13 protein-coding genes are annotated in these 14,449 nt (G+C 69.3%); 3 read left to right on the forward strand and 10 right to left on the reverse strand.

Going from position 1 to position 14,449, the window contains the following annotated elements; genetic code table 11:
- Window positions 1–3: 3 nt before the first annotated feature.
- The gene (locus tag RAB71_RS07800) at window positions 4–1,491 is read right to left on the reverse strand and encodes an efflux transporter outer membrane subunit (RefSeq protein ID WP_199774619.1); all 1,488 of its coding nucleotides are present in this window, start codon (window positions 1,489–1,491) and stop codon (window positions 4–6) included.
- Window positions 1,492–1,678: 187 nt separating this feature from the next.
- Here RAB71_RS07800 and RAB71_RS07805 point away from each other — a divergent pair, with 187 nt between their 5' ends.
- Entirely contained in the window at window positions 1,679–3,409 is a 1,731-nt protein-coding gene (locus RAB71_RS07805; RefSeq protein ID WP_175300582.1) for a glycoside hydrolase family 9 protein, read from the forward strand.
- 25 nt (window positions 3,410–3,434) lie between these two features.
- Here the strand turns inward: RAB71_RS07805 and upp are convergent, their stop codons facing one another.
- The 9 genes from upp to RAB71_RS07850 all read right to left on the reverse strand — a co-directional run bounded on the left by upp (window position 3,435) and on the right by RAB71_RS07850 (window position 13,076).
- Window positions 3,435–4,067 (reverse strand): uracil phosphoribosyltransferase, encoded by a 633-nt coding sequence (gene upp / locus RAB71_RS07810; protein ID WP_010342021.1) that lies wholly within the window; start codon window positions 4,065–4,067, stop codon window positions 3,435–3,437.
- Between the two features lie 137 nt (window positions 4,068–4,204).
- Window positions 4,205–6,385 (reverse strand): methyl-accepting chemotaxis protein, encoded by a 2,181-nt coding sequence (locus RAB71_RS07815; RefSeq protein WP_104609482.1) that lies wholly within the window; start codon window positions 6,383–6,385, stop codon window positions 4,205–4,207.
- A 348-nt stretch (window positions 6,386–6,733) separates the two neighbouring features.
- Window positions 6,734–7,066 (reverse strand): non-heme iron oxygenase ferredoxin subunit, encoded by a 333-nt coding sequence (locus tag RAB71_RS07820; protein ID WP_010342018.1) that lies wholly within the window; start codon window positions 7,064–7,066, stop codon window positions 6,734–6,736.
- Window positions 7,063–7,599, reverse strand: coding sequence for a GNAT family N-acetyltransferase (locus tag RAB71_RS07825; protein WP_010342017.1), 537 nt, complete (start codon window positions 7,597–7,599; stop codon window positions 7,063–7,065). Before RAB71_RS07825 ends, RAB71_RS07820 begins: the two co-directional genes overlap by 4 nt.
- Window positions 7,600–7,700: 101 nt before the next feature.
- Entirely contained in the window at window positions 7,701–8,951 is a 1,251-nt protein-coding gene (locus RAB71_RS07830; RefSeq protein WP_010342016.1) for a cysteine desulfurase, read from the reverse strand.
- The gene (gene sufD, locus RAB71_RS07835) at window positions 8,948–10,210 is read right to left on the reverse strand and encodes a Fe-S cluster assembly protein SufD (RefSeq protein ID WP_010342015.1); all 1,263 of its coding nucleotides are present in this window, start codon (window positions 10,208–10,210) and stop codon (window positions 8,948–8,950) included. Before sufD ends, RAB71_RS07830 begins: the two co-directional genes overlap by 4 nt.
- On the reverse strand, window positions 10,207–10,974 hold the full coding sequence (gene sufC, locus RAB71_RS07840) for a Fe-S cluster assembly ATPase SufC (protein WP_010342014.1): 768 nt from the start codon (window positions 10,972–10,974) through the stop codon (window positions 10,207–10,209). Before sufC ends, sufD begins: the two co-directional genes overlap by 4 nt.
- A gap of 185 nt (window positions 10,975–11,159) precedes the next feature.
- Complete coding sequence (gene sufB / locus RAB71_RS07845) at window positions 11,160–12,602, reverse strand: Fe-S cluster assembly protein SufB (protein WP_010342013.1); 1,443 nt, start codon at window positions 12,600–12,602, stop codon at window positions 11,160–11,162.
- Window positions 12,603–12,617: 15 nt separating this feature from the next.
- Window positions 12,618–13,076, reverse strand: coding sequence for an SUF system Fe-S cluster assembly regulator (locus tag RAB71_RS07850; RefSeq protein WP_010342012.1), 459 nt, complete (start codon window positions 13,074–13,076; stop codon window positions 12,618–12,620).
- A gap of 194 nt (window positions 13,077–13,270) precedes the next feature.
- Between RAB71_RS07850 and RAB71_RS07855 the strand changes: the two genes are divergently transcribed.
- Both RAB71_RS07855 and RAB71_RS07860 read left to right on the forward strand, forming a co-directional pair.
- The gene (locus RAB71_RS07855; protein ID WP_010342011.1) at window positions 13,271–13,738 is read left to right on the forward strand and encodes an SET domain-containing protein; all 468 of its coding nucleotides are present in this window, start codon (window positions 13,271–13,273) and stop codon (window positions 13,736–13,738) included.
- Between the two features lie 97 nt (window positions 13,739–13,835).
- Window positions 13,836–14,381: a type 1 glutamine amidotransferase domain-containing protein gene (locus RAB71_RS07860; RefSeq protein WP_010342010.1), complete on the forward strand. Its 546-nt coding sequence runs from the start codon at window positions 13,836–13,838 to the stop codon at window positions 14,379–14,381.
- Window positions 14,382–14,449: the final 68 nt, after the last annotated feature.

A 14,449-nucleotide genomic window follows, 5' to 3' on the forward strand; every position in this document is an offset into this window, starting at 1 on the left:
GGGTTACTCCGGGAGGACAGGAGCCGGCGTGGCGCCCGGCGAGGCGCCGCGCACGGCGGGGAGATTGCCGCTGTCCCAGTCGCCACCCAGCGCGACCAGCAGCGCGACCTGGGCGCCGAACTGGCGCGCTTGCACTTGCAGCAACGTGCGTTGCGCTTCCAGCGCGTTGGCTTGGGCGGTGATCACGGCGCTGTACAGGGTGGTGCCGGCGCGGTACTGATCCATCAGCACGCGCTCGGCCTGCTGCGCGGCGTCGGCGGCGCTGCGCTGTTGCTGCTCCTCGCGCGCCAGTTCGCGCGTGGCCGCGAGCTGGTCCTCCACGCCCTGGAACGCGCTCAACACGGTTTGCCGATAGCTGGCTGCGGCCGCATCGAAGCTGGCTTGCGCTTGCGCGCGTTGCGCGTGGCGGGCGCCGCCGTCGAACAGCGTGCCGGCCAGCGCTGCGCCCACCGCCCAGACCCGGTTCGGCACGCTCAGCAGCGAGGCCAGCCCGGCGCTGTCGTAGCCGCCGCTGGCGCTCAGCGACAGGGTCGGGAACCACGCCGCCACGGCCATGCCGATGCCGGCATTGGCCGCGGCCATGCGCCGCTCGGCGCCGGCGATGTCCGGGCGCCGTTGCAGCAATACCGAGGGCAGCGCTTGCGGAGTCGGCGGCAGCGCCGGCAACGGTGCGTCGCTGGCTGCCAGCGAGAATTCGGCGGGGGTGTGGCCGAGCAGCACCGCCAGCGCGTGGTCCAGTTGCCGGCGCGACAGCGCCAGGTCGGTCGATGCGGCTTCGGTGCTGTGCAGGGTGGCCTCGGCCGCGGCCACATCGGCGGCGCTGGCGACGCCGGCGCGCACCCGCGCCTGGGTCAGCCGCAGCGCGTGGCGGTAGCCGGCCAGGGTGCGTTGGTACAGCGCCATGGTCTGGTCGTCGAAGCGCAACTGCAGGTAATCGGCGACCACCGCGGCCTGCAGCGACAGCCGCGCCTGCGCCAGGTCGGCGGCGCTGGCCTGGGCGTTGTCGCCGGCCTGTTCGACGCTGCGCCGGACCTTGCCCCAGAAGTCCGGCTCCCAACTGGCGCTGAGCCCCAGCGTATCGGCGTCGCGCAGCCCCGGCTTGGGCGAGACGGTGCGCTCGCGCGTGGTCGCGGCCTGCACGCCCAGCGTCGGCGCCTCGGCGGCACGCGCGCTGCCGACCAGCGCCTGCGCCTGCCGATAGCGCGCCTCGGCCTGGCGCAGGGTCTGGTTGGCGCGGTCGGCCTGTTCGACCAGGGCGTCCAGCTGCGGATCGCCATAGCGGGTCCACCATGCCACCTCCGGGTCGGCCGCGGCCGGCGCGGCGGGCGTCCAGCGGCCGTCGGCTTCTTCGAACGGCTGCTGCGTGCCGGCCGGCGGCGCCGGGCGCACGTAGTCCGGGCCGGCCATGCAGCCGCCGAGCAGCAGCACACTCAGCAGCGGCACGAGCGGCGCCAGGCGACGGGAAACGGGCGGTCGGGGCAGGGCGGTCACGGGGCGGCGCCGGCAGTGGGGACAGGCCGTCACCGTAGGCGCCGCATGGCGACCTCACGCTGACGCCTCGCTGACGACGCTGTCAGCAAGGCCGCCTGCGGCCGTTCCGCGCCGCGTTGCAGGCCACGCCCGACATGCCCGCGATTTGGCGCTTGCAGCCGTCATCCTGGCCGGCCAGTATCGGCGCATGAAACTGCCCCACGCCCTGTCCTGCCTGTTCCTCGCCTGCCTGTTGCTGGGCGGCTGCACCTCGCACGCCGACACCGCCATGCCCTCGCCGATCCGCCTGAATCAGGTCGGTTTCCTGCCTGCCGCCAGCAAGCTGGCGGTGGTGCCGGATGGCCATGGCGACGCGTTCTCGATCGCGCGCGCCGACAGCGACGAGGTGGTGCTGCGCGGCACTCTCGGCGCCGCCGCGGTGTGGCCGCCGGCGCAGCAGACCGTGCGCATCGCCGATTTCTCCGCGCTGCGCACGCCGGGCCGCTACCGCCTGCAGGTCGACGGCCTGCCGCCGTCGGACAGCTTCGCCATCGGCGAAGACGCCTACAACGCGCTGTCGCGCGCCGCGCTCAAGGCCTACTACTACAACCGCGCCAGCACCGCGCTGGACGGCACCTACGCCGGCCGCCACGCGCGCGCTGCCGGCCACCCGGACGACCACGTGCTGGTGCATGCCTCGGCGGCCTCGCCGGAGCGCCCGGCCGGCACCGTGATCGCCGCGCCCAAGGGCTGGTACGACGCCGGCGACTACAACAAGTACGTGGTCAGCTCCGGCATCACCGTGTACACGCTGCTGGCCGCCTACGAGCAGTTCCCCACCTACTTCAGCACGCACCCCGAAGGCATTCCCAACAGCGGCGGCGACGTGCCGGACATCCTGCGCGAGGTCGACTGGAACCTGCAGTGGCTGCTGGCGATGCAGGATCCGCACGACGGCGGCGTGTACCACAAGCTGACCAATCTGGACTTCGCCGGCATGCAGATGCCGGACCAGGCGCGCGCGTCGCGCTACGTGGTGCAGAAGAGCACCGCGGCCACGCTCGACTTCGCTGCGGTGATGGCCCAGGCCAGCCGCATCTACGCGCCGTACGACGCGCAGTTCGGCGGCATCTCCAAGCGCATGCTGGAGGCGTCGCGGCGCGCGTGGGCCTGGGCGCAGGCGCATCCGGACGTGGCCTACCGGCAGCCGGACGATGTGCACACCGGCGCCTACGACGACACCGAGTTCGACGACGAGTTCGCCTGGGCCGCCACCGAGCTGTACCTGGCCACCGCCGACGACGCGTTCTACGAGGCGGCGATGGCACGCAAGGTCCCGGCCAGCGTGCCCGACTGGCGCCAGGTCGGCGGGCTGGCCTGGATGTCGCTGGCGCAGCACCGCGCGCGGCTGACCCCGCGCGCCGACCAGGCGCGGATCGCCGACGAGATCGAGGGCCTGGGCGATCACCTGGTGCAGGTATGGCAGGGCTCGGCCTGGCGCGTGACCATGCGCGACGCCGACTTCCACTGGGGCAGCAACGCCACCGCGCTGAACCAGGCGATGATGCTGCTGCAGGCCTACCAGTTGCAGCACAAGCCCGAATACCTGCAGGCCGCGCAGTCGCAGCTGGACTACGTGCTCGGCCGCAATCCGCTGGGCCTGTCCTTCGTCACCGGCATCGGCGCGCGCTCGCCGATGCACATCCACCATCGCATCTCCATCGCCGACGGCGTGGCCACGCCGGTGCCGGGATGGCTGGTCGGCGGTCCGCAGCCGGGGCAGCAGGACGCCGACGCGTGCAAGCACGCCTACACGTCGTCGCTGCCGGCGCTGTCGTACCTGGACAAGGAATGCAGCTACGCCACCAACGAAGTGGCGATCAACTGGAATGCGCCGCTGGTGTACGTCAGCGCCGCGCTGCAGGTGCTGCAGCGCTGATCCACCACCGGCGCCGTGGCGCCGCTCAGCCCAGGCGGGTGCCGAAGATGCGGTCGCCGGCGTCGCCCAGGCCCGGCAGGATGTAGCCCTTGTCGTTGAGCCGTTCGTCGATGGCGGCGGTGTACACCTCCACGTCCGGATGCGCCGCTTCCAGCGCCTGCAGGCCCTCCGGCGCGGCGACCAGGAAGATGCCCTTGATCCGCCGCGCGCCGGCGCGCTTGAGCATGTCCACGGTGGCGATCAGGGTGCCGCCGGTGGCCAGCATCGGATCCAGGATCAATGCGTCGCGTTCTTCAAGGCGGCCGGTGAGGCGTTCGAAGTAGGGCACCGGTTGCAGCGTTTCCTCGTCGCGCTGCAGGCCGACCACGCTGACCCGCGCCGCCGGAATCAGCGCCAGCACGCCCGGCAGCATGCCCAGCCCGGCACGCAGGATCGGCACCAGGGTGATCTTGGCGCCGGCGATGCGCTGCACCTGGGTCGGGCCGGCCCAGCCGTCCATGGTGTGGGTCTCGGTCTCCAGGTCGGCGGTGGCCTCGTAGCCGAGCAGGGTGCCCAGCTCGGTGACCAGTTCGCGGAAGCCCTTGGTGCTCAGCGCCGCGTCGCGCAACAGGCCGATCTTGTGCTGTACCAGCGGGTGGCGGACTTCGACGATCTTCATGGGCGCGCTCGCAAGGGGGAGGCGCACAGTGTGCCGCAGCCGGCTCCGGCGCCGCCAGGTGTCGGAGCCAGCGCATGCCGCGCGGATGGCCTGGGGCGCGCCGATCGTGCGCGCCCCAGGCCATGCCGAGACGACACTCAGGCCGCGGGTTCGAGCGCCTCGGCCTGCGCTCGGGCGCGCTGCACGGTCACGGTGCGCGCCATGCCCGGCGATGCGTTGCCGCCCGCCTCGATCTTGAACAGCGCCACCGCCTGGGTCAGCTGGCCCGCCTGTTCTTCCATCGCGCGCGCGGCGGCCGTGGCTTCCTCCACCAGCGCCGCATTCTGCTGGGTGGCCTCGTCCATCTGGGTCACGGTCTGGTTGACCTGCTCGATGCCTGCCGACTGCTCCTGCGAAGCGGCGGAAATCTCGCCCATGATGTCGGTGACGCGCTGCACCGAGCTCACGATCTCCTGCATGGTCTTGCCGGCCTGGTCGACCAGAGCCGAGCCCTCGGCGACGCGGGTGACCGAGTCATCGATGAGGTCCTTGATTTCCTTGGCGGCGTTGGCCGAGCGTTGCGCCAGCGTGCGCACTTCGCTGGCGACCACTGCGAAGCCGCGGCCCTGCTCGCCGGCACGGGCCGCTTCCACCGCGGCGTTTAGCGCCAGGATGTTGGTCTGGAACGCGATGCCGTCGATCACCGAGATGATGTCGGCAATCTTCTTGGAGGACGCCTCGATGCCGCTCATGGTCTGCACGACCTGGCCGACCACGTCGCCGCCCTGCGAGGCCACCGAGGCCGCACCGACCGCCAACTGGTTGGCCTGGCGTGCATGCTCGGCGTTCTGGCGGACGGTGGAGGTCAGTTCTTCCATCGAAGCGGCGGTTTCCTCCAGGCTGGCGGCCTGCTGTTCGGTGCGGCGCGACAGGTCGTCGTTGCCGCTGGCGATCTCCCCGGCGGCGGCGCTGATGCTGCTGGCGGCGGTCTGGATGCGCGCGACGATGCCGGTCAATTGGTCGGTGGTGGCGTTGGCGTCCTCGCGCATCCGTGCGAACACGCCGTGGAAGTCGCCATGCATGCGGGTAGTGAGGTCGCCGGCGGCGATGGACTGCAGCAACGCCGACAGCTTGCCCAGATTGACGTCGCTGACCTCCATCATCGCGTTGAGGTCCTGCACCATCAGGCGGAAGTCGTGCTGGAAGCGCGCGGCATCGCCGCGCGTGCTGAAGTCGCCGGCCGCGGCCGACGCGGCCAGGCGCTTGATCTCGGTGTTGATCGCCAGCAGGCTCGCCTTGGCCGCATCCATCGACTCGTGCAGCACCGCGCGGCTGCCGGGCAGGCGACGCGCGTCGCGGCGCAGGTCGCCGTTGGCGTACTCGTTGAGGATCTCCACGGCCTCGACGATGGCGTCCAGGTGCTCGAACATCATGGTGTTGATGCCCTTGCTCAGCTCGCCGTACACGCCCGGGAAGTCCTGCGGCATACGGTGGCTGATGTCCTTGTCGGCATGCAGCTCGATCATCAGCGCGGTTTCGCGGGAGAAGCGCTGCAACTGGGTCTGCATGCGGCCCATCGCGACCAGCAGGCGGCCGGGTTCGTCGCGCGCGTCGGTGGCCACGTCGTTGTCGAGGCGGCCCTCGGCGATGGCTTCGGCGGCACGGGTGGCGCGGGCCAGCGGCACGGTGAGGCTGCGGGTGATCGTCCAGGCCAGCAGGCTGCTGACCAGCACCACTGCTAAGCCGCCAGCGATCAGCAGGAAGCGGCCGCGCGCCATCACCGCGGTCGCATCGGCGTAGGCCTGTTCGCCGTTGTTGCGTTGCCAGCTGGCGTAGGCGCTGATCGCCTCGCGCCAACGCTGAGTCGCCGGCGCGGCCTGCTGCAGCAGCACCTTCATCGCGTCGTCGGACTTGTAGGTCAGGCCCAGTTCCAGCACTTGCTGGTTGACCTCGCTCGCCTGCGCGTAGGTCCGGTTCATCTGCTCGCGCAAGGTGTGATCGCGCGCGCTGGTAGCGGGGATGGCGAACAGCTTGGTGCAGTATTCGCGATAACGGCGCAGTTCCATCACCATGATCTTGGCGAAGGCGATGTTTTCCTCCTGCGTGGTCGGCAGCACGATGTTGCGCAACTGAATGCCGATGTCCGAACTGGCATCGAGCATTTCGTTGGTATAGACGATGCTGGACACGGTGCGGTGGGCGACGGTGTCCAACTGGCTGCGCGCCTGCGACAGGGTGACCAGGCCGCCGACCACCAGCCCGCAGGACAGCAGGATGAGCAGGCCGAAGGCGAAGGAGAGGCGCCGGGAAACGTTATAGCGATGCAGAAGAGCGGTCATGCTCTGGTCCTAGCAAGAGGGATGGGAGTACCAGGGATGGTCGCGGCACTTGTTTGGTACGAAATGCAACGAATATTTCACGCAATCGTGACGCAATTGCATATTCGTCTACCTCGTTTCCCGTTAACGGCGAGGGCATCGGGATCTTTAATCGGATCGATCGAGATGGTCTTTCCATCCCAGTTGTAGATGTCCCACGCGTGCGCATGCACACAGCAGGTGCACGCGCCGTGAGGATGCGATTGGGATCAAGGCCGTGTCGACGCGCGTTCAAGGCGCAGGAGCATGCTGCGTCACGCTATCGCCAGGGGCGCGGCAAAGTGCGTATTGCGGCGAAGTGGGGCGGCCTCAGTCGCGGTCGTCGCGGGTCCACAGCCCGCCGTGTTCGGACTTCACCGGAAACTTCGGCACCGGGCCATAGGCCGGTGCGCACAGGGCGCGGCCGTCGCGCACGTCGAATCGGGCGCCGTGCAGCACGCACTCGATGCTGCCGGCAGCAGGGTCGAAGGTGCCGGGGGACAGCTCGTAGTCCTCGTGGCTGCAGCGGTCTTCCAGCGCATAGAACTGGCCGTCGAAGTTGAACACCACGATCGGCGCATCGGTCACCTCGTCCCACACCGTCTTCATTTCGCCCGGCAGCAGTTCGCCATCGGCGCAGACGAAGGTCCAGGTCTCGCTCATGCAGCACCGCCCAGCGGCTTTTCCAGCACCTCGAAGCGCAGGTCTTCGCGCTTGGGCAGGCCGAAGCGCGCATCGCCGTACGGAAACGGCTTCTTGATGCCGGTGCGGCGGTAGCCGCGGCGCTCGTAGAAGGCGATGAGTTCCTCGCGCAGGTCGATGACCGACATCCGCATCAGCGGCAACCGCCATTCCTGCCAGGCGATGCGCTCGGCCTCGGCCAGCACGGTCTTGCCCAGGCCGCCGCCCTGCGCCTGCGGCTGCACCGAGAACATGCCGAAATAGCCGGCACCGTCCTCGTCGGCGACATGCGCGCAGGCGATCAATTCGCCATCGCGCTCGGCCAGCAACACCAGACTGCGCGGACGCAGGATGTCGGCGCGCAGCACCTCGCGGTCGATGCGGTTGCCGTCGAGCAGGTCGGCTTCGGTGGTCCAGCCGACGCGGCTGCTGTCGCCTCGATAGGCCGAGGTGACCAGCGCGGCGATGGCGTCGAGATCGTCGACGGTGGCGGTGCGGAAGGTGAGCGTGTGCATGGGCCGATTTTAAGCCTGGCGGCCGGGATTCGGGAGTGGGGATTGGGGATTGGCGAAGGCGGCGCTTTACGAATCCCCAATCCCGAATGCCCAATCCCCGCTCAAACCAACAGCGCCCGCACCTTCCGCAACGCCGCCACGAAACGCTCGATCTCGGCATGCGTGTTGTAGAACGCCAGCGAGGCGCGGCAGGTGGCGGCGACGCCGTAGAACTGCAGCAGCGGATGCGCGCAGTGCTGGCCGGAACGCACCGCCACGCCTTCCAGGTCGAGCAGGGTGGCCAGGTCGTGGGCATGCGCGCCCTCGATCAGGAACGAGACCACTGCGGCCTTGCCCGGTGCGGTGCCGAACAGACGCAGGCCGTCGATCCGCTGCAGTTCCTCGGTGAGGTGCGCGAGCAGTTCGGCCTCGCGCGCTTCCACGTGCTGCAGCCCGATCCCCTGCAGATAGTCCACCGCCGCGCCGAGGCCGACGAAGCCGGCGATGTTCGGGGTGCCGGCCTCGAACTTGTGCGGCGGGTCGTTGAACGCGGTGCCGTCGAAGCTGACTTCCTTGATCATCTCGCCGCCGCCCAGGAACGGCGGCATCGCCTGCAGGTGCTCGCGTCGCGCCCACAGCGCGCCGGTGCCGGTCGGGCCGCACATCTTGTGGCCGGTGATGGCGTAGAAGTCGCAGCCGATCGCGGCCACGTCCAGCGGCCGGTGCGGCGCAGCCTGCGAGCCGTCGATGACGCTGACGATGCCGCGCTTGCGCGCCTCGCGGCAGATCTCGCGGACCGGGTTGACCGTGCCCAGCACGTTGGAGACATGGGCCAGGGCCAGCAGCTTGACGTCGGCGGTCATCGCCGCGCGCAGCGCGTCCAGGTCCAGTGCGCCGTCGGCGGTGATTTCGGCGACCTTGACCGTGGCGCCGGTGCGTTGCGCGACCAGTTGCCAGGGCACGATGTTGGCGTGGTGCTCCATGCGCGACACCAGGATGGTGTCGCCGGCGCGCAGCCGCGGCAACGCCCACGAGTACGCCACCAGGTTCAGCGCGAACGTCGCGCCGCTGCACAGCACCAGCTCGTCGGCGCGTACGTTGAGGAAGCGCGCCAGCCGGGTCCGTGCGCCTTCGTAGGCCTCGGTCGCCTCGCTGCCGAGCGCGTGCACGGCGCGGCTGACGTTGGCGTTGTGGCGGCGGTAGAACGCGTCGGTCGCCGCGATCACCTGCAGCGGCTTCTGCCCGGTATTGGCGTTGTCGAAGTACACCAGCGGCTTGCCGTGCACTTCCCGCATCAGCAGCGGGAAGTCGCGGCGGACCGCGTCCCAGTCCGGCGCCTGCGGCGTGGCGGTGTGCGCGGCGGGCCCGTTCATGCCACGCCTGCGGCGCTGAGCGCCCGCTCCAGCCGCGCCAGTAGGCCTTCGCCCAGCACTGGTTCCAGCGTGCCGACCGGCTCGCGGCAGAACGCGGCGGTCAGCAGCTGCTGCGCGCGTTCCTGCGGCAGCCCGCGCGAGCGCAGGTAGAACAGCGCATTGGCATCGAGCTGGCCGACGGTGGCGCCGTGCGCGGCCTTGACCTCGTCGGCATCGATCACCAGCACCGGCTGGGTGTCGATCTCGGCGTCGGCGGACAGCAGCAGGTTCTTGTTCGACAGCGCCGCGGCGGTGCCGTCGGCACCGTGGCGGATATGAATGCCGCCATGGAAGGCCACGCGGCTGCGGCCGGTGGCGACGCCGCGCCACAGCAGTTCGCAGGCGGTGTCGCGGGCGATGTGCTCGATGCCCAGGCGGGTATCGAACTGGCGCCGGCCGTTGCCGAGCAGCACGCCATTGGCGACCAGCCGGGCGTTGTCGCCCTCCAGGCGCACATTCAGTTCGTGCCGGACCAGCGCGCCGCCCAGTTCCAGGTCCACGCGCCGGTACTGCGCGTCGCGCGCAAGCACCGCGTCGGTACGCAGCAGTGCGGTGACGCCCGCCGCTTCGTCCTGGACGCGGGCGTGGGTCAGTTGCGCGCCGGCGGCCAGGTGCACGTGCGCCAGGCTGTTGCTCAGGTGCGCCGCATCGCCGGCATGCAGGTGATGCTCGACCACGGCCAACGCTGCGTCCTGGCGCAGTTCGATCAGGTGGCGATGGTGCCAGGCCAGGTCGGCCTCGGCGGCGGTGGAGACGAACACCAGGTGCAGCGGCAGTTCCACGCGCACACCGGCGTCCACCCGCAGCACGCTGCCTTCGTCGGCGAGGGCGGCGTTGAGCCGGGCGAACACCTCGTCGCTGCGTTCGAAGCGGCGGCCGAGGAAGCGCATGGCATCGTCGCCGCTGCGCAGGATGGTCGACAGGCGCTGCAGTTCCACCCCGGCTGGCAGGCCGGACAGGTCCGACAGCGCATCGCTGGCACGGCCGTTGACGAACACCAGGCGCGGCGCCGGGATGCCGTCGAGCAGCGCGGCGTCCACCACTGGCGCGCTCTGCGGCGCCGCGGCAAAGCTGCGCCGCTCCAGCGCACGCAGCGAGGTGTATTTCCAGGTTTCGCTGCGCGTGCCGGGCAGGCCGTCGCGCAGCGCCTGCTCCAGCGGCGCGCGGCGGGCGGCGTCGCCGTGGAACGCGGCGGCCAGCGAGTCGAGCAGGGCGCTCATTGCACTGCCGCCTCGGGCGCCACGCGCTCCTTCAGCCAGGCATAGCCGTGCGCTTCCAGTTCCAGCGCCAGTTCGGGGCCGCCGGTCTGCACGATGCGGCCGTCGGCCAGCACATGCACCACGTCCGGCTTGATGTAGTCGAGCAGGCGCTGGTAGTGGGTGATCACCACGAACGCGCGCTCCGGCGAACGCAGCGCGTTGACGCCTTCGGCCACGGTCTTGAGCGCGTCGATGTCCAGGCCGCTGTCGGTCTCGTCGAGGATCGCCAGCTTCGGTTCCAGCACCGCCAGCTGGAAGATCTCGTTGCGCTTCTTCTCGCCGCCGGAAAAGCCTTCGTTGACGCCGCGATGCAGCAGTTCGTCCTTCAGGTGCAGCACCGCCAGCTTCTGCCGCACCAGCTTGAGGAACTGCATCGAATCCAGCTCGGCCTCGCCGCGCGCCTTGCGCTGCGCATTGAGCGCGGCGCGCAGGAAGTAGGTGTTGTTCACGCCGGGGATTTCCACCGGGTACTGGAAGGCCAGGAACAGGCCGGCGGCGGCGCGCTCCTCCGGTTCCAGTTCGAGCAGGTCGGCGTCGTCGAAGCGCACGCTGCCGGCGGTCACTTCGTAGCCGTCGCGGCCGGCCAGCACGTTGCCCAAGGTGGACTTGCCGGCGCCGTTGGGACCCATGATGGCGTGCACTTCGCCGGGCTTCACCTGCAGCGACAGGCCCTTGAGGATGTCCTTGCCGGCGACGGAGGCGTGGAGGTTTTCTATGTTGAGCATGGGGTAGTCCATCAGAATTCTTGATTAGCCCCTCTCCCACCGGGAGAGGGGTTGGGGTGAGGGTGCGGTGCGAAGCATCTCGCGGGGTTTGGGTGCGCGAGGCTTCGCACGTACCCTCATCCGGCGCTTTGCGCCACCTTCCCCCGAAAAGGGGGCCGTGGTCCCGAAGGGAGAAGGAAGAGGCGCTAGCCCACCGACCCTTCCAGCGACACTTCCAGCAGCTTCTTGGCTTCCACCGCGAACTCCATCGGCAGTTCGCGGAACACCTGCTTGCAGAAGCCGTCGACGATCATCGACACCGCGTTCTCCTGGTCGATGCCGCGGGCGCGGCAATAGAACAATTGGTCGTCGCTGATCTTGGAGGTGGTGGCCTCGTGCTCGACGGTCGCGGTCGGATGCTTGACCTCGATGTAGGGGAAGGTGTGCGCGCCGCACTGCTTGCCGATCAGCAGCGAGTCGCACTGGGTGTAGTTGCGCGCGCCCTCGGCGCTGCGCTCCACCTTGACCAGGCCGCGGTAGGTGTTCTGCCCGCGGCCGGCGCTGATGCCCTTGCTGACGATCTTGCTCTTGGTGCGCTTGCCGACGTGGATCATCTTGGTGCCGGTGTCGGCCTGCTGGCGGTGATGGGTCAGCGCCACCGAGTGGAACTCGCCCACCGAGTCGTCGCCCAGCAGCACGCACGAGGGGTACTTCCAGGTGATCGCCGAACCGGTCTCGACCTGGGTCCAGGTGATCTTGCTGCGCGCGCCGCGGCATTCGCCGCGCTTGGTCACGAAGTTGTAGATGCCGCCGCGGCCTTCCTCGTCGCCCGGATACCAGTTCTGCACGGTGGAGTACTTGATCTCCGCGTCTTCCAGCGCCACCAGCTCGACCACCGCCGCGTGCAGCTGGTTCTCGTCGCGCATCGGCGCGGTGCAGCCTTCCAGGTAGGACACGTAGGCCTGGTCCTCGCACACGATCAGGGTGCGCTCGAACTGGCCGGTGTGGCCGGCGTTGATGCGGAAATAGGTGCTCAGCTCCATCGGGCAGCGCACGCCCTTGGGGATGAACACGAAGCTGCCGTCGGAGAACACCGCCGAGTTGAGTGCGGCGAAGAAGTTGTCGCCGACCGGCACCACGCTGCCCAGGTACTGCCTGACCAGCTCCGGGTGTTCCTTGATCGCCTCGGACATCGAGCAGAAGATCACGCCCTTCTCGGCCAGTTCCTTGCGGAAGGTGGTGCCGACCGAGACCGAGTCGAACACCGCGTCCACCGCCACGCCGGCCAGCTTGGCGCGCTCGTGCAGCGGCACGCCCAGCTTGTCGTAGGTGTCCAGCAGCTCCTTCGGCACCTCGTCCAGCGAGGCGTACTTCGGGCCCTTGGGGGCGGAGTAGTAGCTCAGCGCCTGGAAGTCGATCGGCGCGATGTCCAGCTTGGCCCAGTGCGGCATCGGCATCTTCAGCCAGTGCCGGTAGGCGGCCAGGCGCCATTCGGTCATCCATTCCGGCTCGTCCTTCTTCACGGACAGGGCGCGCACGACGTCCTCGTTCAGGCCGGGCAGGAACGAATCGGATTCGATGTCGGTGACGAAGCCGGCGTCGTAGCGACGTCCCAGCCGTTCCAGGATTTCAGCGTTTTCGGTGGCCATGGGGCTGCCTACAGGTCAGGTGGTCGCGAACCGCACGGCGATGGGACGCCGTTTCGGATCGCCGGAGGAGGGGAGGGGGTGAAGCATCTGCGCCAGGGTCACGCCGCGCAGCGCATCGGCGACCACGTCGTTGATCAGCCGCCAGTTGGAGCGCACGCCGCAGGTCTGGGCGATGCTGCACTGGCTGCCGTGGTGGCTGCATTCGGTGATCGCCAGCGGGCCTTCCATCGCCTCGACGATCTGGATCAGGGTGATGGCGTCGGCCGGCCGTGCCAGCCGATAGCCGCCGCGCACGCCGCGCAGGCCCTCGACCAGGCCGGCCTGGGCCAACGGCTTGAGCAGCTTGCTGACCGTGGGCGGCTCCAGCCCGGCCTGTTCGGCCAGTTCGGTCGCGCTCAACACTTCGTTCGGACGCGCGGCGAGCACGGTCAGCACGACGGTGGCGTAATCGGTGAGCTTGGTGACGCGGAGCATGGCGACGCGGTGGATTTCAATGCGGACCGAAATTGTACTCTTTTGCGCCGCAGCGTCCAAGCAGGCTATTCATCTCTTGTTTCGATCGGTGCGATCGGGCCGGAGCGGGGACGCGGTCGGCGGGCCGGCACGCGCAGACTTGGGATCGCGGGCGATGTGCGCCAGAATCTAGGCTTTCCTGTCCGGATCGCCGCATGCCCCGCAAGATCGCCGCCCGCAAGTCCCGCATCCATGGCAACGGCGTGTTCGCCGTGCTGCCGCTCAAGAAAGGCGAGCGGGTCATCGAGTACAAGGGCCGCCGCCGCAGCCACGCCGAGGTCGACCGCGACGAAGCCGGCGACGTCGAGACCGGGCACACCTTCCTGTTCACCCTCAGCGACGACTACGTGATCGACGCCAACTACGAGGGCAACGACGCGCGCTGGATCAACCACAGCTGCGCGCCGAACTGCGAAGCGGTGATCGTCGAGGCCGAGGGCGATGACCGGCGCAAGGACAAGGTGGTCATCGAGGCGCTGCGCGACATCAAGCCCGGCGAGGAACTCACCTACAACTACGGCATCACCCTGGCCGAGCGTCACACGCCGCGACTGAAGAAGATCTGGGAGTGCCGCTGCGGCGCCAAGAACTGCACCGGCACCATGCTGCAGCCCAAGCGCTGACGTTGCGTCCAGCCGTGCACGCCGCGCCGACGCGCGGTTCACGGTACTGCCACCGGCGCGTTTCTACGGTGGGACTCCCCTACTCGAGGAGTGTCCCATGAGCGCAATGCCTTCCCTTGCCGGCAAGCAGGTGGCTGTCCTGGCCACCGACGGTTTCGAACAGTCGGAACTGCAGGAGCCCAAGCGCCTGCTCGAATCCTGGGGCGCTCAGGTCGACGTGATCGCGCCGGGCGACGCGAGCAGCATCCGCGGCTGGAACAAGAAGGACTGGGGCGACAGCGTGCCGGTGGACAAGCGCCTGCAACAGGCCCAGGCCGGCGACTACGACGCGCTGGTGCTGCCGGGCGGTGTCATCAACCCTGACAACCTGCGCACCGAGCCGACCGCGATCGCCTTCATCCAGTCGTTCGCCAGTGCCGGCAAGCCGGTGGCGGCGATCTGCCATGGCCCGTGGCTGCTGGCCGAGAGCGGGCTGGTGCGCGACCGCCAGGTGACCTCGTGGCCATCGCTGAAGACCGACCTGTCCAATGCCGGCGGGCGTTGGGAGGACCAGGAGGTGGTGGTGGACGGCAACCTGATCACCAGCCGCAAGCCGGACGACATCCCGGCCTTCGCGCAGGCGGTGGCCAAGGCGCTGGGCTGAGTCCCCGGCGATTCGTCTGCGCCGCCGCGATGGTGGCGCAGGCGGGAAAACCTGGAACAGGAACGGCG

Origin of the sequence: Xanthomonas sacchari (assembly GCF_040529065.1) — a bacterium.
Taxonomy (GTDB): Bacteria; Pseudomonadota; Gammaproteobacteria; order Xanthomonadales; family Xanthomonadaceae; genus Xanthomonas_A; species Xanthomonas_A sacchari.

Excerpts from the sequence above, each read along its gene's own strand:
- RAB71_RS07860 (WP_010342010.1), top strand. The coding sequence starts at position 13,836 with ATGAGCGCAATGCCTTCCCTTGCCGGCAAGCAGGTGGCTGTCCTGGCC.
- RAB71_RS07830 (WP_010342016.1), bottom strand. The coding sequence starts at position 8,951 with ATGAACGGGCCCGCCGCGCACACCGCCACGCCGCAGGCGCCGGACTGG.
- sufB (WP_010342013.1), bottom strand. The coding sequence starts at position 12,602 with ATGGCCACCGAAAACGCTGAAATCCTGGAACGGCTGGGACGTCGCTAC.
- RAB71_RS07805 (WP_175300582.1), top strand. The coding sequence starts at position 1,679 with ATGAAACTGCCCCACGCCCTGTCCTGCCTGTTCCTCGCCTGCCTGTTG.
- sufC (WP_010342014.1), bottom strand. The coding sequence starts at position 10,974 with ATGCTCAACATAGAAAACCTCCACGCCTCCGTCGCCGGCAAGGACATC.
- RAB71_RS07815 (WP_104609482.1), bottom strand. The coding sequence starts at position 6,385 with ATGACCGCTCTTCTGCATCGCTATAACGTTTCCCGGCGCCTCTCCTTC.
- RAB71_RS07825 (WP_010342017.1), bottom strand. The coding sequence starts at position 7,599 with ATGCACACGCTCACCTTCCGCACCGCCACCGTCGACGATCTCGACGCC.
- RAB71_RS07855 (WP_010342011.1), top strand. The coding sequence starts at position 13,271 with ATGCCCCGCAAGATCGCCGCCCGCAAGTCCCGCATCCATGGCAACGGC.
- RAB71_RS07850 (WP_010342012.1), bottom strand. The coding sequence starts at position 13,076 with ATGCTCCGCGTCACCAAGCTCACCGATTACGCCACCGTCGTGCTGACC.
- sufD (WP_010342015.1), bottom strand. The coding sequence starts at position 10,210 with ATGAGCGCCCTGCTCGACTCGCTGGCCGCCGCGTTCCACGGCGACGCC.
- upp (WP_010342021.1), bottom strand. The coding sequence starts at position 4,067 with ATGAAGATCGTCGAAGTCCGCCACCCGCTGGTACAGCACAAGATCGGC.
- RAB71_RS07820 (WP_010342018.1), bottom strand. The coding sequence starts at position 7,066 with ATGAGCGAGACCTGGACCTTCGTCTGCGCCGATGGCGAACTGCTGCCG.